This window comes from Streptomyces sp. P9-A4 (assembly GCF_036634195.1).
In the GTDB taxonomy this organism is placed as follows: Bacteria; Actinomycetota; Actinomycetes; order Streptomycetales; family Streptomycetaceae; genus Streptomyces.
Map to the genome: position 1 here is coordinate 3,303,018 of NZ_JAZIFY010000001.1, position 20,832 is coordinate 3,323,849.

Below are 20,832 nucleotides of genomic sequence, written 5' to 3' on the forward strand. Positions count from 1 at the left end.
CCCGCACGTGGTGCGGGGCCCCTCGTCGTGCGTCGGTCGCGGCGTCAGCGCTTGGCGTGGCGGCCGCGGGGGTTGGGGGTGCCGGGGGCGTCGTGGTCGCTGCCCGCGGCCTGCTCCTTCTTGGCGTGGGACCGGGCGCGGAGGAACTCGATCGCGATCGGGACGACGGAGATCAGGACGATCGCGATCAGGATCATCTCGATGTGCTTGTGCACGAAGTCGATCTTGCCGAGGGCGGCGCCGAGCAGGGTCACACCCGCGCCCCAGAGCAGGCCGCCGATGACGTTGAACGTGATGAACGAGCGGTAGTTCATCCGGCTGACGCCCGCGATGATCGGCGTGAACGTCCGCACGATGGGAACGAAGCGGGCCAGGATCAGCGACTTCGGGCCGTGCTTCTCGAAGAACTGATGGGCCTTCTCGACGTTCTCCTGCTTGAAGAGCTTGGAGTCCGGGCGCTTGAAGAGGGAGGGCCCCACCTTCCGGCCGAAGAGGTAGCCCACCTGGTCGCCGAGGATCGCGGCGCCGACCACCAGGGCGCACACCAGCCACAGCGGCGTGTCCAGCTTGCCGGTGGTGACGAGCAGGCCGGTGGTGAAGAGCAGCGAGTCACCGGGCAGGAAGAACCCGATGAGGAGTCCGGACTCGGCGAAGACGATGGTGAGGACACCGATCAGACCGAACTCGCCGATGAGGTAGTCCGGGTCCAGCCAGCTCGGTCCGAGGGCAAGCGTGTTCACGGGTTCCGGGCTCCTGCGGTTGGTGGGGGCATGGGGGGACGGCTGGCCCCAAGCTATCAACGTGAGCCGAACGCGCCCGGTTCCACCCGGCCCCCACGAGATGCGGAGCGGGCCCGGCACCCCGAGGGTGGGGTGTCAGGAGGTGCATGCCGATGGGCATCGAGGAGTACGGAGGCGGCCAGGGGCCGCACCCTGATGTGCTGGTCGTGACGACGAACGACGTGCCGGGCTTCGAGGTCCGGCAGGTGATCGGTGAGGTCTTCGGGCTCACCGTCCGCTCACGCCATCTGGGCAGTCAGATCGGCGCGGGGCTGAAGTCGATGATCGGCGGTGAGCTGCGGGGCCTGACGAAGACCCTCGTCCAGACCCGGAACCAGGCGATGGAACGCCTGGTGGAGCAGGCCCGGGCGCGCGGTGCGAACGCCGTGCTGATGTTCCGCTTCGATGTGACCGAGGCGGCCGACGTCGGCACGGAGGTGTGCGCGTACGGCACGGCGGTGGTGATCGCACCGCACGCCTGAGCCTGCCCGTGGGGCCCCGGGTCAGGCCGCCAGGCGTTCGGCGTTCGCCCGGACGGCGGCGTGCAGGTGCTCGGGAAGGCCCTCGTGGATCGCCTCGTAGAAGGCGTGGAAGTTCTCGTCCGCGAGGTACATCTCGGTGAGCTCCTGGTGGGTCTTCGGGTGGCATGCGAAGAACCAGGTGGTGATGTGGCGGCGGTGGGCCTCGGCGAGGTCCATCGCCTCCTCGGAGCCCGGGGGCAGGCCCCGGTCCATGAGGGCCGCGTAGGCGGCGCCCCAGGCGTCCACCTCGTCCTTCATCCGCTGCCAGTCCTCCTTGGTGTACGCGGCGGCCCTGGCCCGGGCCTGTTCGTGCGAGTCGCTGCCGCCCCAGCGGCGGGCGGACTCCTCGGCGTACCGCTCGGGGTCCTTGTCCCCGAAGACCTCGAACTTCTCCTCGGGGGTGAGGTTGATGCCCATCCTGTTCGCCTCCATGGCGTGCTCGACGGCCGCCGCCATCCTCCGCAGCTCGCCGATCCGCCCGGTCAGCAGCGCGTGCTGCCGCCGCAGGTGTTCCTGCGGGTCCGCGTGCGGGTCGTCGAGGAGGGCGGCGACCTCTTCGAGGGGGAAGCCGAGCTCCCGGTAGAACAGGATCCGCTGGAGCCGGTCGAGGTCCGCGTCGTCGTAGCGGCGGTGGCCCGCCGTGCTGCGGCCGCTCGGGGAGAGCAGTCCGATCGCGTCGTAGTGGTGCAGAGTCCGCACCGTGACCCCGGCGAAGCCGGAGACCTGTCCCACGGAGTAGCCCATCGGCCGCCCCCTTTCTTCTCGGTACGCGTGTCAGCCTCGGGCCTGACGTGACGTGAGGTGCAAGTCGGTGTACGTCCCTCCGGCCCGGGATCTCAGGATGTCGTGCGGCATTTGCCCGCTTATGGTGAGTCGGTGACCGCCGATCACGCTCCGCCCGCCCCCTCCGGACCTTCCGCCGTCCCGCCCTCCGCCGTCGAGGCCCCGCTGCGGATCCTGCTCCCGCAGGTCCTGCCGGCGCTCGTGGTCGGCGTCGTGGCGAGTCTGCTGTTCCTGGGGATCAGCGCGCTCGCGGAGAAGCTGGAGGGCGTCCTCTGGGACGATCTGCCGGACGCCCTCGGCATCGGCGGATACTCCTCCCTCTGGATCATCGCCATGCTCACGGCCACCGGCGTCGCCGTGGGCCTCGTGGTCTGGAAGGTGCCGGGCCACGCGGGCCCCGACCCGGCCGCCATGGGACTGGGCGGCCCGCCGCTCGCCCCCGGGGTCGTACCGGGACTGCTCCTCGCGAGCGCCCTCGCCCTCGCCGGCGGGGTCAGCCTCGGCCCCGAGAACCCGATCATCGCCGCCAACATCGCCCTCGCCTACTGGCTCGGCCGCAAGGCGGCGCCCGCCGTGCCGGGCGCCGCCTGGGTCGCGCTCGCCTCCTCCGCCACCATCGGCGCGCTCTTCGGCACCCCGGTGGCCGCCGCCCTCGTCATCTCCGAGGCGCTCGCGGGGCAGCCGGGGCGCGGCTCCCTCTGGGACCGGCTCTTCGCCCCCCTCGTCGCCGCGGGCGCCGGTGCGATGACCACCCAGCTGCTCGCCGAACCCAGCTTCGACATGGGTCTCCCGCCGCTCACCGACCCCGGCGGGAGCGACCTGCTCGCCGCCATGGTCATCGCCTCCGCCGCGGCCCTCTTCGGCCTCGCGTCCTGCTACCTCTTCCCCTACCTCCACGCCGCCTTCCGGCGGCTGCGCCACCCCATGGTGATGCTTCCCGTCGGCGGCCTCGTCCTCGGCCTCCTGGGCGCCGTCGGCGGCCCCCTGACGCTCTTCAAGGGCCTGGCGGAGGTCAAGGAACTCACCTCCTCCCTCGGCGGCTGGTCCTCCGGCGAGCTGGCCAAGTTCGCCGTGGTCAAGCTCCTCGCCCTCCTCGTCGCCGCCTCCTGCGGCTTCCGGGGCGGCCGGATCTTCCCCGCCGTCTTCATCGGAGCGGCCTTCGGGCTGCTCGCCCAGGCCCTGGTCACCGAGGTCCATCCGGCGGTCGCCGTCTCCTCCGCCGTCCTCGGCGTCCTGCTCGCCACCACCCGGCAGGGCTGGATCAGCCTCTTCACCGCGGCCGTCCTCGCCGCCTCCCCCGCGATGCTCGCCCTCCTGTGCGTCGCCTCGCTGCCCGCCTGGCTGCTCGTCACCGGCCGCCCGCAGCTCGAACTCGACGAGCGGGGCCGCGCCCTGCGCTGATCCGCTCCCCCGCCCACCGAACAGAAGGAGTCCCCTCATGCCGCTCCACCAGGGCCCCGCCACCTCCCCCTCCGAACCCGAGCGCCGGCTCGCGCTCAATCCCTTCTTCGCGGAGGCCGACCCGGTCGGCGGCATGACCGAGGCCCCTCCGCGCCACCGGATGCCCGACGGCCCACTGCCCCCGATGAGCGCCTACCAGATCGTCCACGACGAGCTGATGCTCGACGGCAACTCCCGGCTCAACCTGGCCACCTTCGTCACCACCTGGATGGAGCCCCAGGCCGGGGTCCTCATGGGCGAGTGCCGCGACAAGAACATGATCGACAAGGACGAGTACCCGCGCACCGCCGAGCTGGAACGGCGCTGCGTGGCCATGCTGGCCCAGCTGTGGAACGCCCCGGAACCGGCCACCGCCGTCGGCTGTTCCACCACGGGCTCCAGCGAGGCCTGCATGCTCGCCGGCCTGGCCCTCAAGCGCCGCTGGACCAAGCGGAACGCCGACCGCTACCCGGGCAGCGCCCGCCCCAACCTGGTGATGGGCATCAACGTCCAGGTCTGCTGGGAGAAGTTCTGCAACTTCTGGGAGGTCGAGCCCCGTCTCGTCCCCATGGAGGGCGACCGCTTCCACCTCGACGCCGAGTCCGCCGCCGCGCTCTGCGACGAGAACACCATCGGGGTCGTCGCCGTCCTGGGCTCGACCTTCGACGGCTCCTACGAACCCGTCGCCGACATCTGCGCCGCCCTGGACGCCCTCCAGGAGCGCACCGGCCTCGACATCCCCGTCCATGTCGACGGCGCCTCCGGCGCCATGGTCGCCCCCTTCCTCGACGAGGACCTGGTGTGGGACTTCCGGCTCCCCCGCGTCTCCTCCATCAACACCTCCGGCCACAAGTACGGCCTGGTCTACCCCGGCGTCGGCTGGGCCCTGTGGCGCTCGCCCGTCGAGCTCCCCGAGGAACTCGTCTTCCGCGTCAACTACCTGGGCGGCGACATGCCCACCTTCGCCCTCAACTTCTCCCGGCCGGGCGCCCAGGTCGTCGCGCAGTACTACACCTTCCTGAGGCTCGGCCGGGAGGGCTTCCGGGCGGTGCAGCAGACCTCCCGGGACATCGCCCGCGGGCTCGCCGAACGAGTCGAGGCGCTGGGCGACTTCCGGCTCCTCACCCGCGGCGACCAGCTGCCTGTCTTCGCCTTCACCACCTCTCCCGACATCACCTCCTTCGACGTCTTCGACGTGTCACGGCGGCTGCGGGAGCGGGGCTGGCTGGTCCCCGCGTACACCTTCCCGGCCAACCGCGAGGACCTGTCCGTCCTCCGCGTGGTCTGCCGCAACGGCTTCTCCGCCGACCTGGCGGGACTCCTCATCGAGGACCTGAGCCAAGTCCTTCCCGAACTCCGCAGCCAGTCCCACCCCTTCACCCACGACAAGAGCGCGGCGACCTCCTTCCACCACTGAGGGCGGACAGGGACCCGGGACGGGCGGCCCCAGGAGCGAAACGGGGCCGCCCGTCCGGGCCGTGGTCCGCCTCCGTGCCGCTACTTCCCGAGCCGCCCGAACTTCCGTACCGCCAGCGGGAAGAAGAGCGCCAGCAGGACCAGCGGCCACAGCACCGCCGCCACGACGTGCCCCGGCTCGCCGCCCGGGTTGCCGAAGAGGTCACGGACCGCCGTCGCGGTCGCCGACATCGGGTTCCACTCCACGACCGCGCCGAGCCAGCCCGGCATCGAGTCCGGCGACGCGAACGCGTTGGAGAGGAAGCCCACCGGCCAGACCAGGATCTGCACGGCCTGGACCAGTTCGGCGCGCCCCGCGACCAGGGCGAGGAAGATCCCGATCCACAGCATCGCGAAACGCAGCAGGAGCAACAGCCCCAGGGCCCCCAGGGTGCTCCCGAGTCCCCCGGCCGCCCGCCAGCCGATCCCGTACCCGACCCCGACCATCACCAGCAGCCCCACCGCCGACTGGAGCATGTCGGCGGCGGCCCGCCCCACGAGCACCGCGCCGTCGGTCATCGGCATCGACCTGAACCGGTCGATCACGCCCTTGTTCAGGTCCTGGGTCACCGCCGTCATGGTGCCTTCGAGACCGAAGACCATGGTGAGGGTGAGCATGCCGGGCACCAGGTAGTCGACGTAGTCGCCGTCGACGCTCCGCCCGCCGCCGACCAGATAGCCGAACATCAGCAGCATCATCACCGGGAACACCAGCCCGACGAGGACCTGCACCGGCCGGCGCGCCCAGTGCGCGAGTTCCCGGCGGGTCATCGTCCAGCAGTCGCCCAGCACGTACGCGGCGCTCATGCCGCCACCTCCCGCTCCCGACGCGCGTCGGACCCGTCCGTCAGATGCATGAAGACCTCGTCGAGCGTGGGCCGCCGCAGGGCGATGTCCTCCACCTCGATCCCGGCCTCCCCCAGTGCCCGGACGGTCTCGACGAGCGAGGCCGTCCGGTCGGCCACGGGCACGCTGAGCCGCCGCCGGTCGGCGTCGACGCCCACGTCGGCCCGCGCGCCGGGCAGCAGCCCGGCGGCCTCGTCGAGCCGCGCCGCGTCCCGTACGACCACGTCGACGCGGTCCGCGCCGACCCGTGCCTTGAGCGCGTCGGCGGTGCCGTCGGCGACGACCCGGCCCCGGTCCACGACCGAGATGCGGTCGGCCAGCCGGTCGGCCTCCTCCAGGTACTGGGTGGTGAGCAGCACGGTGGTGCCGCCCCCGACCAGGGAGCGCACCGACTCCCAGACCTCGCCCCGGCCGCGCGGGTCGAGTCCGGTCGTCGGCTCGTCGAGGAAGAGCACCTCGGGCTCCGTGATCAGGGAGGCGGCCAGGTCGAGCCGTCGCCGCATGCCGCCGCTGTACTGCCCGACCGGCTTGCGGCCGGTGTCGGCGAGGCCGAAGCGCTCCAGGAGTTCGTCGGCCCGTGACCCGGCGCGGCGGGCGCCGAGGTGGTGGAGCCTGCCGAACATCTCCAGGTTCTGCCGGCCGCCCAGCTCCTCGTCGAGGGCCGCGTGCTGGCCGAGGAGTCCGATCCGCCGCCGTACCTCCCGGGCCTCGGTCCGTACGTCGTGGCCCGCCACCCGCACCAGGCCCTCGTCGTGCCGGAGCAGGGTGGCCAGGATGCGTACCGTCGTGGTCTTGCCCGCGCCGTTGGGGCCGAGCAGTCCGTGTACGGTGCCGCGCCCGACGCTCAGGTCGAGGCCGGCCAGGGCGTCCTTCCCGCCGTACCGCTTGCGCGCGCCCTCCATGAGGATCGCTTCCGCTGTCATCCGTCTCCTCCTGAGCGTTCCCGAAAATGTCGTAGTCAAACTTGACCAGATACCGCCGACGGAGGACGGTATGCCCTCGTGAGGCAATAATCAAACTTGATTAGCTCTGTCGACAGCGACGGTCCCGGCCACCCCGAGCCGCGTCAGGCCACCCCGGCCCGCGTCAGACCACCCGACCCGCGCGTCAGACCACCCCGACCCGCGTCACACCGCGTACGGGTTCTCCTCGCCCTCCGCCAGGACGCCCACGAAGGGGTCTCCCTCGCCCGCGAAGACGTACGCCCCGCCCTCGATCCGCTCGATCAGACCGAGGGTCCACTCCTTGCCCGCGTCCGCCGAGTGGAGCCACATGTGCATGATCTCGCCGATGTGCCCGAGCTGGCCGGGGCCGCCCTCCGGCGTGTAGTACTCGGTGACCGCCGTCCGCCACTCGTCGAGCGCCCGCACCCGCCGGCGCAGCAGGAACGCGGCCTCCTCGCGGGGCAGGTCCACCATGAAGCCGATGGCCGCGGACAGGACGTCCGTCTTCTGGTCGTACGTGGTCAGCGCCTCGCGGAGGAGGGTGAAGTACTCCTCCGTACCGGCCTCCGTCAGCTCGTACTCGACACGCGGCGGCCCGCCGACCGTGCTCGGCGCCACCTCGTGCGCGTGCAGCAGTCCCTGCTTCGCCATCTGTTTCAGCGCGTGGTAGATCGAGCCCGGCTTGGCGTGGGACCACTCGTGCGCACCCCAGTACTCCAGGTCGTTGCGCACCTGGTATCCGTGGGCGCGGCCGTGCTGCTTGACCGCACCCAGGACGAGGAGACGGATCGCCGACATCCCGTGTACCTCCCAGTCAGTCAGTCAACTTTGACCAGGGTACGCGCGCTGTGTCACCGCCCCCGCTGCTCCTCCGCGACCAGGTCGAAGGACCCCTTGCCGTCGAGGGACTCGCGGATGATGTCGGCGTGGCCCGCGTGCCGGGCCGCCTCCTCGACCAGGTGCAGCAGCATCCAGCGCATCGACACGCGCCCCTCCTTGGGGAACCAGGGCGCCTCGGGCAGCGGGAAGGTGTCGTCCAGGCTCGGCACGGACCGGGCGAACTCCTCGGTCTCCTTCGCCACGCCCGCCCAGAATTCCAGGATCTCCGGGATCGTCTCGCCGTCGACGAGCTTGAAGCCCTCGCTCCAGGTCTCCTGGTCGCGCACCTTCTCGTTCGGCCGGCACTGCGCCATCCGGAGCCAGTTCAGCTCGCCCTCGGCGACGTGCTTGACCAGCCCGGAGAGGCTCAGCTCGCTGACGCTGGGGCGGCTCGCCGCCTGCTCCTCGGTCAGGCCGATGAGGGAGCGCCGGAGCGCCGCGCGCTGGGTCTCGACAAAGTTGAGGAGCGCGCCGCGCTCGTCGCCGTGGGTCTCGGCCGAAACGAGAGTGACCATGATGTCCGCCTTCCGTACGTGAACCTTCTCGACACCCCTCACGCTACGGACCCTTGAGGACAGCTACTGTCCTCAAGGGAAGGGTCCTCAAGAGAGATCAGAACGGGAAGCGGCTCCGGCCGTACTGGATCGAGATCCACTTCTGAGTGGTGAAGCTCTCCACCATCGCCTCGCCGTTGAGCCTGCCGATGCCCGAGTGCTTCTCGCCGCCGAAGGGGACGATCGGCTCGTCGTGGACGGTGCCGTCGTTGATGTGGATCATGCCGGTGTGGATGCGCTTGGCGATCCGCACGCCCCGCTCGATATCGCCGGTGTGGACGGCGCCGCTGAGCCCGTACGGGGTGTCGTTGGCGATCCGTACGGCCTCCTCCTCGCCGTCGAAGGGGACGATCAGGGCGACCGGGCCGAAGATCTCCTGGCCGAGGACGGGCGCGTCGGGCGCGAAGCCGGTGAGGACGGACGGGGAGACGAGGTTGCCGTCCACGGTGCCGTGCAGCAGCGCGGTCGCGCCGGCCTCCACCGTCTGGTCGACGAGCGAGGAGACGGCCTCCGCCTGCTGGGAGTTGATCAGCGGGCCGATGTGGGTCGCAGGGTCCGCCGGGTCGCCGACACGGAGAGTCTTCACCTTCGCGACGAACTTCTCGGTGAACTCCTCCTCCACGGCCCGGTCCACCAGGATGCGGTTGGCGGCCATGCAGACCTGGCCCTGGTGCACGAAGCGGCTGAAGACGGCCGCGTCCACGGCGTAGTCGACATCGGCGTCGTCGAGGACGATCAGGGCGCTGTTGCCGCCGAGTTCGAGGACGGCGTGCTTGAAGTTCTGCGCGCAGACCGTGGCGACGTGGCGGCCGACCTTGTCGGAGCCGGTGAAGGAGATGACCTTCGGGACCGGGTGGGTGAGGAGGGCGTCGCCGATCTCGGCGATGTCGGTGACGACGACGTTCAGCAGACCGGCCGGCAGACCGGCCTCCTCCAGGACCTTGGCGACGAGCGTGCCGCCGCAGATCGGGGTGTTCTGGTGCGGCTTGAGGACGACCGCGTTGCCGAGGGCGAGCGCGGGCGCGACCGACTTGATCGAGAGGAGGAAGGGGAAGTTGAAGGGCGAGATGACGCCGACGACGCCGACCGGGACGCGGTAGACCCGGTTCTCCTTGCCGTCGACCGGGGACGGCAGGATGCGGCCCTCGGGGCGCAGCGCCAGCTGCACCGCCTCACGCAGGAACTCCTTGGCGAGGTGCAGCTCGAAGGCCGCCTTGAGGCGGGTGCCGCCCAGCTCGGCGACGATCGTCTCGGCGATCTCGTCCTCGCGGTCCTCGACGATCCGCAGGGCGCGCTCGAAGACGAGCCGGCGCGTGTACGGGTTGGTCTCGGCCCACTCGGTCTGGGCGCGCTCGGCGGCCCGGTAGGCGCGGTCGACCTCGTCGGCGGTGGCCACGGTGATCGACGCGAGCTTCTCCCCGGTGTACGGGTTGAAGTCGATGATGTCCCACGAGCCGCTGCCCGGCTTCCACTCGCCATCGATGTACTGGTGGGCCAGGTCGGTGAAGTGCGACATGGTGGAGACCCCTCTACCCGCTACCTGCAGTGCGACTGATGTGGCGTCATCGTACTGATGTATCAGGAGAGTTGAAGGAGGCCCCGGAGAAGATCGCGACTTTCGGCCGGATCGGGACCGTCCTGCTGCAATTTCTCCATCACCCGCTGGTACTGGGCGACTTCCTCGCGCTTGTCGAGGTAGAGGGCGCTGGTGAGCTGCTCCAGGTAGACGATGTCGGAGAGATCGGACTCGGGGAAGCGCAGCATCGTGAACGCGCCGCTCTCGCCGGCATGACCGCCGAAGCTGAAGGGCATGACCTGGAGCGTGACGCCAGGATGCTCGGAGATCTCGATGAGATGCTTCAACTGGCCCCGCATGACGGCCCGGTCGCCGTAGGGGCGGCGCAGCGCGGCCTCGTCGAGGACGGCGTGGAGCTGGGGGGCTCGCTCGGAGACGAGCACCTTCTGCCGTTCGAGGCGCAGGGCGACCCGGCGGTCGATCTCGACGGCCGGGGCGTCGGGCATGCCCCGGGTGACGACGGCCTGGGCGTACGCCTCGGTCTGCAACAGGCCGTGGACGAACTGCACTTCGTAGACGCGGATGAGGGAGGCGGCGCCTTCCAGGCCGATGTACGTCTGGAACCAGCCCGGCAGGACGTCGCCGAAGCTGTGCCACCAGCCGGCCACGTTGGCCTCGCGGGCGAGCCCGAGGAGCGAGCCGCGCTCGGCCTCGTCCCCGACCCCGTAGAGCGTGAGCAGATCCTCGACGTCCCTGGCCTTGAAGCTCACCCGTCCCAACTCCATGCGGCTGATCTTGGATTCGGACGCTCTGATCGAGTAGCCGGCCGCCTCGCGGGTGATCCCGCGCGACTCGCGCAACCGCCTCAGCTGGGAGCCCAGCAGGATGCGCCGCACCACACTCCCGCTCGTTCCGCCCGATTCGCCTGCGGTCACGGCTCCCAGCCTCCCCTTTACGGTGTCGAGCCCCCGTCGAGCCCCGGATTCTGCCACCAAACGCTTCAGCGCGTACACATTCGATTACGGAAAGACGACTACTTCCGGGCATCCGCGGGCACGGCGCGTGCAGATCCGGGGAAATCAGCGGCAGGTTCCCCTCAACCTGTGGATGACTTATGCATAGATTCGGCACGGGGGCGGACAGGTCAGGCGCGTGCACGTGCATCTGCCCTTGCATCCAGTGGTCGCATTCGGAACCATGGACCCCGCGCAGCCGCGTACTCGTTCGTGTTGTCGTGTTGTCGCACCACAGTCGCGATTCCCGGGAGTGCCTCGCATGGGGACGAATGGATCGACCGTGCTCGAGCCGTTACGGCAGGGCCTGCCGCCGATCGATCCCGGCGCCGTCTCCACCTCCGCCTCCTGCGCCCTGCCCGCGCGGTACGAAGCCGTGCGCGGGGCCCGGAAGTTCACCAGCGCGACGCTGGACCGCTGGGAACTGTCCGAGCGCTTCGACGACGTGGCCCTGGTCGTGTCCGAGCTCGTCACCAACGCGCTGCGGCACGCGGTGCCCGGCGACGCGCCGCAGGAAGAAGGCCAGAACCCACCGGTCCGGCTGCACCTGATGCGCTGGTCCTCGCGCCTCGTGTGCGCCGTGCGCGACCCCAGCCAGGAGAGCCCGGAGGCGCGCGGCGGCGAGGAGGACTTCGCCGCCGAGTCGGGACGCGGGCTGTTCCTGGTCGACTCGTTCAGCGACAGCTGGGGCTGGCACCCGCTGGCGGGGACGCTGCGGGGCAAGGTCGTGTGGGCGCTGTTCCGGATCGGTGCGGAGTAGGGCGCCGGAAGGCACGGACGTACGGAAAGACATATGAAGAGAAGGGCCCGGGCGTCATCACGCCCGGGCCCTTCTCGTGTCCGCCGTTCGCGCGGACCTCACACCAGGTGGTCGAACTCCCCGTCCTTGACGCCGAGCAGGAGCGCCTCTATCTCCGCCGGCGTATAGACGAGGGCGGGGCCGTCGGGGTGGCGCGAGTTGCGCACGGCGACGTCTCCCCCCGGAAGTTTGGCGAACTCCACGCAGGATCCCTGGGAGTTGCTGTGCCTGCTCTTCTGCCACACGACGCCTCGCAGCTCCGTGGCCGCCATGCCGTTGTACGCGTGATGCGCATGATGCACTGGTAGCTCCCCGAGTTGCTTGGTGCAGGTGTCAACTTCCTCGGATCATAGCTGTGTTCATATGCCGATGCATGAGCAGATGCACGTGCACGGGGGGTGGCGTAGCGGCTACACCACTCAGCGTGCTACCACCGGGTACACGGGTCCGCACCCGCCCCCACCTGGGCCACCTTACGGCTCCCGATCTTGGAACCCGTCGGCGCCATCGGGACTCGGCCGGGGCCGCCGTGACTCCGTCAGTGCCGCCGTGACTCCGTCAGTGCCGTGGTGAGTTCTTCCAGGACGTCGAGGAGCAGCACGGCGCCCTTGTGCAGCAGGAAGTGGTCCGGCGGGTCGGCCGACCAGGCGTCGACCGTCTCGCGCAGGTCCTCCCAGTGCGGCTCCCTCCGCTCGCGCACCTCCTTCGCACCCCGCTCCGTCGCCCGGTGCAGGGACTCCGCGAGGGTCGCGGCGGCGGGTACGGGCGGGGCGCCGCGTTCCGGCACGTGCGCCTCCATGAGCATCGCCACCCGCCCGAACTCCGCGAGCGCGTTGTCGGCCTGCTCCACCGCCGCGTGCGAGAGCCCCCGGTGCCGTACCGGCTCGTGGGTCGCCCGCTCCACCGCCTCCTGCCAGGCCACCCGGGCCGCACGGGTGTCGAGCAGCGCCTGCCGTACGTCGGGACTTCCGGTGCCCGCCGGGTCGGCGTACCGCGCGACGACGGCCGCCGCGTACCGGCCGACCGAGGCCAGCCAGTCCGCCAGCCGGCCGCGCAGCCGGGGCGTCTCCCAGGCCGGGTAGACGGCGTACGACAGCATCGCGAGGACCCCGCCGAGCAGGGTCAGCGTCACCCGGTCCCGTACGGTCTGCGTCAGCCCCGCGCCCTCCATGTCGAGCAGGAAGACGACGTACGCGGAGACGAAGACCTGCCCCGCCGCGTACCCGGTGCGCATCAGCAGGTACATCGTGAAGGCGCACAGCACCGCGAGCACGGCCGACAGGTACACGTCCGGGTGCGCCGACTGCACGATTGCCGTCGCCAGCGCGACGCCCACCAGGGTGCCGCCGAAGCGCGCCACCGAGCGCGCGTACGTCTGCGTGAAGTCCGGGCGCATCACCATCACCGAGGCCATCGGCGCCCAGTAGCCGTGCCCGAAGGGCAGCACCGCGCCCAGGAGGTAGCCGGCGGCCGTGACCGCCGAGACCCGGATCGCGTGGCGCAGGATCGGGGAGTCACGGCGCATCTCGGCGCGCATCTTGGCGAGGACGACGGGGGTGAGACGGGCGAGGGAGGGCCGGGTGCGGGGGGTGTGGGCGGGGGGTTCCGCCGCGCCGGAGGCGGCGCTTCCCGAAGTGCCGGACTTCGCCGCGCCCGAACCGCCCGAGCCGCCCGAAGTCTCCGTCCTCGGTTCCGCCGTCTCCACCACGTCGCCGAGCAGCGCGGCGAGGCGGACGGCCGCGCGGCGGGAGGGGCCGTTGAGGATCTCGCCCGTGTCCGGGGTACGGAGGGCGGCGGCGGCCGCCCACGGGAGGTCGACCGGATCGCCGTGCCGGATCGCGTGCGCGGCGGCGTCGAGGACGGCGCCCGCCGCGGCGAGCAGCTCCCGCACGCGCGCGCGTTCCGGGCCTTCCTCCGGAACCCCGACGGCCGGGTCGGCGAGCGAGGCGAGGACCGGGCGGATGCGTTCCGCGAGGCCCCGCGCCCCGGCCAGTTCCGCCGGGCGGCGGCGGGCCTGGCCGGGCGTCACGGCGGCGGCGCTGCGGGCCGTCATCAGCGGTACGGGGTCGAACGGCGCGACCGGGTCGTGGCGGAGCCTGCGGGCGTAGTCCGCCTCGGCGGCGAGCGCGTCCGCGAGGGCGTCGCGCTGGGCGCCCCAGCGGCGTACGGGGAGCAGGACGACCAGGGCGGCCTGGACGACACCGCCCGTGAAGATCATGGCGGCGTGGCCGGCGGCCTCGGCGACGGAGGTGGGCAGGGTGACCGTGACCAGCATGATCGCCACGTTGGAGGAGGCGATGATGCCGACGGTCGGCCCGGCGGCCCAGACCAGCCCCGCCAGGAACGTCCAGAGCAGCAGGAGGGCGAGGAAGAGCAGTTCGTGGGCGCCGGTGACGTAGCCGAGGAAGGTCGACACGGCGAGGCTGGCGCCGGAGGCGAGGGCGAGGGTGGGGCGGGGGCGCCAGGAGCGCTGGAAGGTGGCGATGGCCGCCTGGAAGGCGCCGAAGGCGGAGGAGGCGGCGACGGCGGGCCCGAAGACGGCGAGGGAGAAGCCGATGACCAGGGCGAGCCCGAGGGCCGCTCGGGCGGCGATGGCGGGTTCGAGCCGCCGCCGTTCGACGGTGAGTCCGGAACGGGCGGTCTCCCTCAACGCCCGGAGCCAGCTCATGGCCCGAGCGTATCCGCGATCTACCTCGAACCGGGCATTTCACCCCGCAGGGGTGGAGTGGGGCGCGGAGCCGGCGGGCCGGTGGGCGGAGCCGGCGGGCCGGTGGGCCCCAGCCAAAGGGGACGGGTCCCAGCCGACGGGCGGGTGGGGCCCAGCCGACGGGCGGGTCGGTCCCAGCCGACGGGCGGTGGGGTCCCGCCCGGGGCCGGGACCCCGCCCCGCTACTCCGCCCCCCGCACCCCCTTCCGCCCCGGATGCAGGCCCGCTCTGTCCGCCGCCGACGCCCCGTGCGTCCAGCCCTCCTCGTCCCAGGCCGCGCGCACCCGGGCCGTCCGCGTCTCCGGGAACAGTTCGTCCGTACGGGTGGTGACCGCCAGGTCCCGGGAGGCGAGGGCCGGGAGGAGCGTCGGGGCCTCCGCCGCGACCCGGCGGGACGTCGTCGCGAGACGGGTGCCGAGCCGGTTCGCGTACGCCAGCAGGAAGGACTGCCGGAAGGACTTCGTACGCTTGCGTCCGCCGGCCCGCTGCTCCGCCTCCGCCCGCGTCATCGCCGACGTGCCCTGTACGAGCAGCGAGGTGTAGAGCAGCTCCACCGGGTCGAGGTCCGCCTCGAAGCCGACGACCGTCGAGAAGCCGTACGCCTCGTTCCACACGGCCCGGCAGTGGTTCGCCGTCGCCACCGCGTCGAGCAGGATCGCCTTCGCCTGTTCGTACGGCGGCTCCACCCCGATCCGGATCGCGCCCGGCGTCTCCGGCGACGGCGCGCCGGCCGCGAGCGTCGCCTCGTCGAGGCTGTGCCGCGCCATCAGCTCCTGGGCCTTGGCCGTGAGCGCCTCCGCCTCCTCCGGGTACCCGGTCGCCTCCGCCTTCGCGAGCAGCGCCCTGATCCGGGTGAGCATCCGCGGCTCCCCGGCGGCGGCCGGCGGCAGCGTCTCCCCCGGCACCGGGCCGACCGCGTCGAGGCGCGGCAGCCTGACCAGGAGCCGGTACAGCTCAAGGACGGTCGTGGCGTACGAGAAGCGGTCCGTCGGCCGCCCGGGAGCGCCGGCCTGCTCGGCCAGCTCGGCCAGCTGCGGCTGCCAGCGGTGCGGCAGCCGCTCGTAGCGGGCGGTCTCGGCCCGGACCAGGGTGGCGAGGACCCGGAGGTGCTCGTCGGCCAGGTCGCGGCGCACGATGCGTACGGCGTCCGCGGGCTGCCAGCCCCGCTCCCACAGCGTCCGTACGAACGCCTCCCCGCGCCGCGCCAGTTCCGCGTCGGCTCCCGGGTCGGCGGCCAGCAGAGACGCGGCCGTGTCGAGCGAGCCGTCGTCGCCGGCGTACAGCGCCTCGAAGGCCTTGTCGATGGTGGTGCTGGTGCTCACGCGCTCACGCCGTCCTCGTGTCCCGTTCCTCGCGCGGTCGCCCCGCGGCGTTCTCGGTCTCGCTGTGCTCTCGGTCTTCGCTGTGTTCGATGTCTTCGCGGTCACCACGATGGTCTCAGCCGCCGTGTCCCGGGCCGCCACCACGGGAGGGTTCGCGCGGGCCGTACGGGAGGGGTAGGGCCAGGCATACCCTCGGACGCCCGCCAGTGGTCGTGATCGGCGGCGGCGGAAACGGTTGGCTTGAGGCATGACCTCGACGACGGCTCCGACCGCCCCGACCGCCCCGGCCTCTCGTGCGGCGGGCACCACCCCCGCCGCCTCCCCCGCCGTACGGCTCCGCCGGCTGACCCGCCACCACCGGGACGTCCATGCCCTCGACGGCGTCGACCTCGACTTCGCCGCCGGGACCTTCACCGCCGTCATGGGCCCTTCGGGCTCCGGCAAGTCCACGCTGCTCCAGTGCGCGGCCGGACTCGACCGGCCCACCGCCGGGCGGGTGGAGGTCGGCGGGGTCGCCCTGGAGGGGCTGAGCGAACGGCGGCTGACCCTGCTGCGGCGGGACCGGATCGGCTTCGTCTTCCAGTCCTTCAACCTGCTGCCCGCCCTGACCGCCGCGCAGAACGTGGCCCTGCCCCTGCGGCTCGCCGGCCGCCGCCCTTCCCGTACGGAGGTCAGGGAGGCGCTGGCGCGCGTCGGGCTCGCGGGGCGGGAGCGGCACCGGCCCGGCGAACTCTCCGGCGGACAGCAGCAACGGGTCGCCATCGCCCGCGCGTTGATCACCCTCCCGGCCGTCCTCTTCGGCGACGAGCCGACCGGCGCGCTCGACTCGACGACGAGCCGCGAGGTGCTCGACATGCTGCGGGAGCTGGTCGACCGGGACGGCCAGACGATCGTCATGGTCACCCACGACCCGGTGGCGGCGGCCCGCGCGGACCGGGTGGTCTTCCTGGTCGACGGGCGCGTGGCGGGCGAACTGCCGTCCCCGACGGTGGAGTCGGTCACGGCCAGGATGGCGACGCTGGAGACGGCACCGGAGGCGCCGGGGGCCATACCGGCCGCACCGGAGTGCCCCACCACCACGACCGTCTCGGCTCCCCCCGCCGGAGGCCTCCCGTGCTGACTGTCGTCCTCTCCGGGCTCCGGGCCCGCTGGGCCTCCTTCCTCGGCGGCTTCCTCGCCCTCGCGCTCGGCGTCGGGCTGCTCGTCACCATGGGGCTCGGCCTCTCCGCCACCTTCCACGCACCGGAGCGTCCTCCCGAGCGGTTCGCCTCCTCGCCCGTCGTCGTACAGGGCCAGGACCGGCTGACGCTCGACGTGCGGCGCGGGCCCGGCACCGCCGCCGTGTCACAGCGGCTCGACCGTCCACAGCCTGTGGACAAAGAACTCCTCGGCCAGCTCCGAGCCCGCTGGACGGTCACGCTCTCCGGCACTCCCGTCTCCGGTGGCCCCGACGCCGGTGGCCCCGACGCCGTCGGGGTCGACGCCCCCGCCGCCGATGTCCGCGCCCTCGTCGGCGACCGCGCCCAGGTCCTCACCGGCGACGACCGCCGACGCGCCGACCCCGACCCCGAGCGGGACGCCGACGCGCTCGTCGCCCTCAACGCCCTCCTCGGCACCTCCGGCGGCGTCACCGCCTTCGTCTCCGTCTTCGTCGTCGCCTCCACCTTCGCGTTCGCCGTGGCACTGCGCCGCCGCGAGTTCGGACTGCTGCGGACCGCCGGGGCCACCCCCGGGCAGATCCGCCGTCTGCTCCTCGCCGAGGCCGCCGTGCTCGGTGTGCTCGCCTCCGCCGCCGGGTGCGCGCTCGGCGCGCTGGGCGCGCCCCTGCTCGCCAGGGCCCTCGTCGCCCGCGGTCTCGCCCCCGAGTGGTTCGCCGTCGGCGGGGCGGCCTGGCCCTTCCACGCCGCCTTCTGGACGGGGGTGACCGTCTCCCTCGCCGGGGCCGTCGCCGCCTCCCGGCGCGCCGGGAAGGTCGGCCCGACGGCGGCGCTCCGCGAAGCGGACGTCGACGCCGACACCCTTCCCCCCGGCCGGGCCCTGCTGGGTACGGCCCTGCTCCTGGCCGGGCTCGGACTCCTGGCCTGGACGTACGCCACGGACCCTGGCGCGCTGCTCAAGCGGAAGACGTACACGACCCTCCCGATGCTCCTGATCACCGGCGTCGCCCTGCTCTCCCCGCTGCTCGTCGGGCCGGTGGCACGGCTGCTGCGGGCGCGGGGGGCGGTGGGGACGCTGGTACGGGAGAACAGCGCCGCGTCCGTACGCCGTACCGCCGCCGTCGCCGCGCCGGTCCTCGTGACCGTGGCGCTGGCGGGGACGCTGTTCGGTTCGGCGACGAGCGTCACGCGCGCGAAGGGCGTGGAAGTGCGGGAGGCGACGGCCGCCGAGCACGTCGTGGCCGGCCCGGCGCTGAGGCCGGTGACGGCGCCGCCCGGGGCCGTCGTGTCCGCCACCGGCGCGACCTCCGTCTTCGTACGGGACGGGGCGGAGGCGGTCGTGAAGTACGGGGCGCGGGCGGTCACCGACCCGGCGGCCTTCGCCTCGCTCGCCCGGCTGCCCGTGGTCGCCGGGGACCTGCGGGACCTCGACGACCGGTCGATCGTCGTCAACGAGGAGTTCGAACGGCACCGGGTCGGCGAGTCCGTCGAGGTCTGGCGCGCGGACGGGTCCGGTCCGGTACGGCTCCGGGTCGCGGCCGTCCTCGCCGTCGGGACCGGCGACAACGGGCCGTACGTCACCCGGGCGAACGCCCCCGGCTCCGCCCCCGACCGGATCGAGGCGCGGGGCGGCGGTACGGCCACGGTCCGGGCCCTCGAAAGGAGCGGCGGCACCGTCAGGACCGCCGACGCCTGGGCCGACGCCGAACGCCCGGCGAGCGGCAGCCCGCAGACCCGGCTCGGGCTGGTCCTGGTCCTGGGCATCGCCCTCGTCTACACGGTCATCGGGCTGGCCAACACCCTGCTCATGGCGACCTCGGTACGCGGCGGGGAGCTGGCCTCGCTGCGGCTGGCCGGCGCCACCCGGGCCCAGATCCTGCGGGTGGTGACGGGTGAGGCGGCGCTCGCCGTCGCGATCGGCACGCTGCTCGGCCTGCTGGTCACGGCGCTCGCCCTGGGCACCCTGGGAGCGGGCCTCGCCGCCCTGTCCGCCCCGGTGGCCCTGACCCTGCCGTGGACGACGGTCGGCGCGGCGGCGGGCGCCTGCGCGACGGTCGCGGTCACCGCGGCGGCCCTCCCCGCGTGGCGCATGACGCGCTGAGCGGCGATGGTGGGACGGACGGGGCGGTGACCGGGGTCGGAGCCGGGTCACCGCCCCGTCCAGGCGTACGGCCACGGGCCGACGGCCGGGGCACCGCTACGCGCGCGTGGACCTGGATACGGCATCACGCGCGCGTGGACACGGACACGCATCACGCACGCGTGGACACGGCACTACGCGCGCGTCGCCCCGGGCGCGGGCACGGCACCACCCGCACGCGGCCCCGCATCCGGCCCCGCTCTCACGCCCCCGACTTGGCCGCCCGCCACTCCCCCGCCAGTACCGACCAGACCTCCTCGTCGTGGAGCCGGCCCCGGTACGCGTAACTCTCCCTCAGGACCCCGTCCCTGCTCATGCCGAGGCGCCTGGCCACCGCGATGCTGGGCTCGTTGTCGGAGGACACCACCCACTCCACCCGGCGGATCCCGCGCACCTCGATCGCCCAGTCGACGAGCAGCCGCGCCGCCCGGGTGATCAGGCCCTTGCCGACGCCCGCGGGCTCCAGCCAGCAGCCCGCCTCGGCCCGGCCGCCCTTGATGTCGAGCATCCGGAGGATCACCGCGCCGACGAGGGTCCCGTCGGACCAGATGCCGTGGATGCGGCCGGTGTCGGTGGCCGTCTTCTCCGCGTAGGCGCGGAGGTAGGCCCGGCTGGACTCCAGGTCCGTGATCACGTCGGGAAGTCCGTTGCGGGCGCCGATGAAGTCCCGGCCGCGGTCCATGTGGGCCAGGAACTCATCGGCCTGCCACGGTTCGAGCGGGCGCAGCTCCGCGCCGTCGTCGCCCAGGGGTATCGCGTACATCGTCGTCGTCATCGCCTTCCGGGGTCGGAGCGGGACCGGGCTGCTCGCGGCCCCGCGGCGGGGTGATCCTCTCACCCCGCCCGGCCGCTCCCCCGGGCCACTCCCTCGCCCCGCCCCCGCCCGCGTCACGGAATCAGGACGAGCTTGCCCCGCACATGCCCCGACTCGCTCAGCTCCTGTGCCCGCGCGGCCTCCTTCAGGGGAAGCACCTCGGCGAGCCGGACCGTCAGACTGCCCTCGGCCGCCTGCCGGGCGTGGGACGCGAGCCCGGACCGTACCGACTCCTCCTCGCCCAGGACCCCCGAGAAGACGATCCCGTACCGCTCCGCGTCCGTGTCCGCGATCGTCACGATCCGCTCCTTCGGGGCGTCGTCCCCGCCGAGGAGCTCGATGGCGACCGGCAGCACCCCGTGGCCGGCGGCGTCGAAGACCGCGTCGACGCCACCGGGGGCGGCGGCCCTGACCCGGTCGGCAAGCCCGTCCCCGTACGCGACGGGGATCGCGCCGAGTTCGCGCAGGTAGGCGTGGTTGGACTCGGACGCGCTGCCGACGACCGTGATCCCGGCGGCGACGGCGAGCTGGACGCCCACTGAGCCGACGACCCCCGCGGCGCCGTGCAGGAACAGCGTCTCGCCCTCCCGTACGCCGATGAGGTCCAGGACGCGCTGCGCCGTCTCACCGGCGACCGGCAGGCTCGCCGCCGCCTCCCAGGAGAGCCCGGCGGGCTTGGGGGCGACGATCCCGGCGATGGCGTACTCGGCGTACGCGCCGGTCTTCGTCCAGCCGAGGACCTCGTCACCGACGGCCACACGGGTCACGCCCGCGCCGACCTCGTCGACGGTGCCGGCGAACTCCAGGCCCGGGACGGCAGGGAAGGTCGTCGGGTAGAACTCCTCGAGCCAGCCGTAACGGCGCTTCCAGTCCACCGGGTTGAGGCCGACGGCCGCGACCCGGACGCGTACCTCGCCGGGGCCGGGCTGCGGCACGGCGACGCCCGTCTCGTGACGCAGTACCTCGTGACCGCCGAACTCCTCGTACACGACCGCTTCCATCTCAGCCTCCACAGTTCCCCGTTGCGACGTGCCCGCCCCTCGGCGCCACGCCACGGCTTCCGCCCTACGGCGTGTCCGCGCTTCGGCGCCACGCCGTCGCATCCGCTGACCGACGGGCCCGCCCACCGGCGTCCCGTCGTCGCTTCCGCTCTCCGACGTCCC

The 20,832-nt window shown here is 72.8% G+C and carries 19 protein-coding genes; 6 read left to right on the forward strand and 13 right to left on the reverse strand.

Annotated elements, in window-relative coordinates; translation table 11 throughout:
• Positions 1 to 44 precede the first annotated feature (44 nt).
• Positions 45 to 740 (reverse strand): DedA family protein, encoded by a 696-nt coding sequence (locus V4Y03_RS14765; RefSeq protein ID WP_317878211.1) that lies wholly within the window; start codon positions 738 to 740, stop codon positions 45 to 47.
• Between the two features lie 152 nt (positions 741 to 892).
• On the opposite strand from V4Y03_RS14765, the gene V4Y03_RS14770 reads away from it, so the two are divergent.
• The gene (locus V4Y03_RS14770; RefSeq protein WP_317878213.1) at positions 893 to 1,261 is read left to right on the forward strand and encodes a YbjQ family protein; all 369 of its coding nucleotides are present in this window, start codon (positions 893 to 895) and stop codon (positions 1,259 to 1,261) included.
• A 21-nt stretch (positions 1,262 to 1,282) separates the two neighbouring features.
• Here V4Y03_RS14770 and V4Y03_RS14775 read toward each other — a convergent pair whose 3' ends face one another.
• A complete protein-coding gene (locus tag V4Y03_RS14775) occupies positions 1,283 to 2,044 on the reverse strand; it encodes a MerR family transcriptional regulator (RefSeq protein ID WP_332435214.1) in 762 nt (253 codons plus the stop codon).
• Positions 2,045 to 2,176: 132 nt separating this feature from the next.
• Here V4Y03_RS14775 and V4Y03_RS14780 point away from each other — a divergent pair, with 132 nt between their 5' ends.
• Both V4Y03_RS14780 and V4Y03_RS14785 read left to right on the forward strand, forming a co-directional pair.
• Positions 2,177 to 3,484, forward strand: coding sequence for an ion channel protein (locus tag V4Y03_RS14780; RefSeq protein WP_332435215.1), 1,308 nt, complete (start codon positions 2,177 to 2,179; stop codon positions 3,482 to 3,484).
• Between the two features lie 37 nt (positions 3,485 to 3,521).
• A complete protein-coding gene (locus tag V4Y03_RS14785; RefSeq protein ID WP_332435216.1) occupies positions 3,522 to 4,940 on the forward strand; it encodes a glutamate decarboxylase in 1,419 nt (472 codons plus the stop codon).
• 80 nt (positions 4,941 to 5,020) lie between these two features.
• Here V4Y03_RS14785 and V4Y03_RS14790 read toward each other — a convergent pair whose 3' ends face one another.
• The 6 genes from V4Y03_RS14790 to V4Y03_RS14815 all read right to left on the reverse strand — a co-directional run bounded on the left by V4Y03_RS14790 (position 5,021) and on the right by V4Y03_RS14815 (position 10,652).
• Positions 5,021 to 5,785, reverse strand: a complete 765-nt coding sequence (locus V4Y03_RS14790; protein WP_317878710.1) for an ABC transporter permease — start codon at positions 5,783 to 5,785, stop codon at positions 5,021 to 5,023.
• Positions 5,782 to 6,747, reverse strand: a complete 966-nt coding sequence (locus V4Y03_RS14795; RefSeq protein WP_332435217.1) for an ATP-binding cassette domain-containing protein — start codon at positions 6,745 to 6,747, stop codon at positions 5,782 to 5,784. The genes V4Y03_RS14790 and V4Y03_RS14795 overlap by 4 nt, the downstream gene beginning before the upstream one ends.
• Before the next feature lie 204 nt (positions 6,748 to 6,951).
• Entirely contained in the window at positions 6,952 to 7,566 is a 615-nt protein-coding gene (locus V4Y03_RS14800; RefSeq protein ID WP_317877658.1) for a PadR family transcriptional regulator, read from the reverse strand.
• Between the two features lie 53 nt (positions 7,567 to 7,619).
• Entirely contained in the window at positions 7,620 to 8,162 is a 543-nt protein-coding gene (locus V4Y03_RS14805) for a DinB family protein (RefSeq protein WP_332435218.1), read from the reverse strand.
• 97 nt (positions 8,163 to 8,259) lie between these two features.
• Entirely contained in the window at positions 8,260 to 9,717 is a 1,458-nt protein-coding gene (locus V4Y03_RS14810) for an aldehyde dehydrogenase family protein (RefSeq protein WP_332435219.1), read from the reverse strand.
• A gap of 62 nt (positions 9,718 to 9,779) precedes the next feature.
• Positions 9,780 to 10,652, reverse strand: coding sequence for a helix-turn-helix domain-containing protein (locus V4Y03_RS14815; protein WP_317877661.1), 873 nt, complete (start codon positions 10,650 to 10,652; stop codon positions 9,780 to 9,782).
• 340 nt (positions 10,653 to 10,992) lie between these two features.
• Between V4Y03_RS14815 and V4Y03_RS14820 the strand changes: the two genes are divergently transcribed.
• The gene (locus V4Y03_RS14820; RefSeq protein ID WP_317877662.1) at positions 10,993 to 11,490 is read left to right on the forward strand and encodes an ATP-binding protein; all 498 of its coding nucleotides are present in this window, start codon (positions 10,993 to 10,995) and stop codon (positions 11,488 to 11,490) included.
• Positions 11,491 to 11,588: 98 nt separating this feature from the next.
• Here the strand turns inward: V4Y03_RS14820 and V4Y03_RS14825 are convergent, their stop codons facing one another.
• The 3 genes from V4Y03_RS14825 to V4Y03_RS14835 form a co-directional block, all read right to left on the reverse strand.
• The gene (locus tag V4Y03_RS14825; protein ID WP_063992029.1) at positions 11,589 to 11,801 is read right to left on the reverse strand and encodes a DUF397 domain-containing protein; all 213 of its coding nucleotides are present in this window, start codon (positions 11,799 to 11,801) and stop codon (positions 11,589 to 11,591) included.
• 266 nt (positions 11,802 to 12,067) lie between these two features.
• Positions 12,068 to 14,197: an FUSC family protein gene (locus V4Y03_RS14830; RefSeq protein WP_332435220.1), complete on the reverse strand. Its 2,130-nt coding sequence runs from the start codon at positions 14,195 to 14,197 to the stop codon at positions 12,068 to 12,070.
• A gap of 221 nt (positions 14,198 to 14,418) precedes the next feature.
• Entirely contained in the window at positions 14,419 to 15,558 is a 1,140-nt protein-coding gene (locus tag V4Y03_RS14835; RefSeq protein WP_332435221.1) for a DUF2786 domain-containing protein, read from the reverse strand.
• A 247-nt stretch (positions 15,559 to 15,805) separates the two neighbouring features.
• On the opposite strand from V4Y03_RS14835, the gene V4Y03_RS14840 reads away from it, so the two are divergent.
• Complete coding sequence (locus V4Y03_RS14840; RefSeq protein ID WP_332435222.1) at positions 15,806 to 16,678, forward strand: ABC transporter ATP-binding protein; 873 nt, start codon at positions 15,806 to 15,808, stop codon at positions 16,676 to 16,678.
• Positions 16,672 to 18,816, forward strand: coding sequence for an ABC transporter permease (locus tag V4Y03_RS14845; protein ID WP_332435223.1), 2,145 nt, complete (start codon positions 16,672 to 16,674; stop codon positions 18,814 to 18,816). Before V4Y03_RS14840 ends, V4Y03_RS14845 begins: the two co-directional genes overlap by 7 nt.
• Positions 18,817 to 19,057: 241 nt before the next feature.
• Here the strand turns inward: V4Y03_RS14845 and V4Y03_RS14850 are convergent, their stop codons facing one another.
• Complete coding sequence (locus tag V4Y03_RS14850) at positions 19,058 to 19,618, reverse strand: GNAT family N-acetyltransferase (protein WP_317878628.1); 561 nt, start codon at positions 19,616 to 19,618, stop codon at positions 19,058 to 19,060.
• Positions 19,619 to 19,743: 125 nt separating this feature from the next.
• Positions 19,744 to 20,670, reverse strand: a complete 927-nt coding sequence (locus V4Y03_RS14855) for an NADP-dependent oxidoreductase (protein WP_332435224.1) — start codon at positions 20,668 to 20,670, stop codon at positions 19,744 to 19,746.
• Positions 20,671 to 20,832: the final 162 nt, after the last annotated feature.